Source organism: Brevibacterium sp. SIMBA_078 (genome assembly GCF_046534565.1).
GTDB lineage: Bacteria > Actinomycetota > Actinomycetes > Actinomycetales > Brevibacteriaceae > Brevibacterium.
In genome coordinates, this window is record NZ_JAWRYQ010000678.1 from 1 (window position 1) to 229 (window position 229).

Below are 229 nucleotides of genomic sequence, written 5' to 3' on the forward strand. Positions count from 1 at the left end.
GAAGGACAGTTGCTTCATTACCGATATCTAATTGGCCTAACACTGGAGATGAAATATTTGGTTCAGACCTTATATTTAAGTGATTTACTTGTGAAATAATTGTTGTGTTTGTTGATGATTGTTCTACTTTGTTCTTTGATGACGTTAGCCAAGAAGCGACCCATCCATCGTATCCTTGAAAACTAACATGATACCAATCATTCTGTTTCTCAATAAATTCTAACTCTTG

Annotated in this window: 1 protein-coding gene; it reads right to left on the bottom strand. The window is 34.5% G+C overall.

Annotation, left to right across the window (positions count from 1 at the left end):
• Positions 1–229: SH3 domain-containing protein (locus SB749_RS21190; RefSeq protein ID WP_410712056.1), on the bottom strand; the 229-nt coding region annotated here is incomplete at both ends.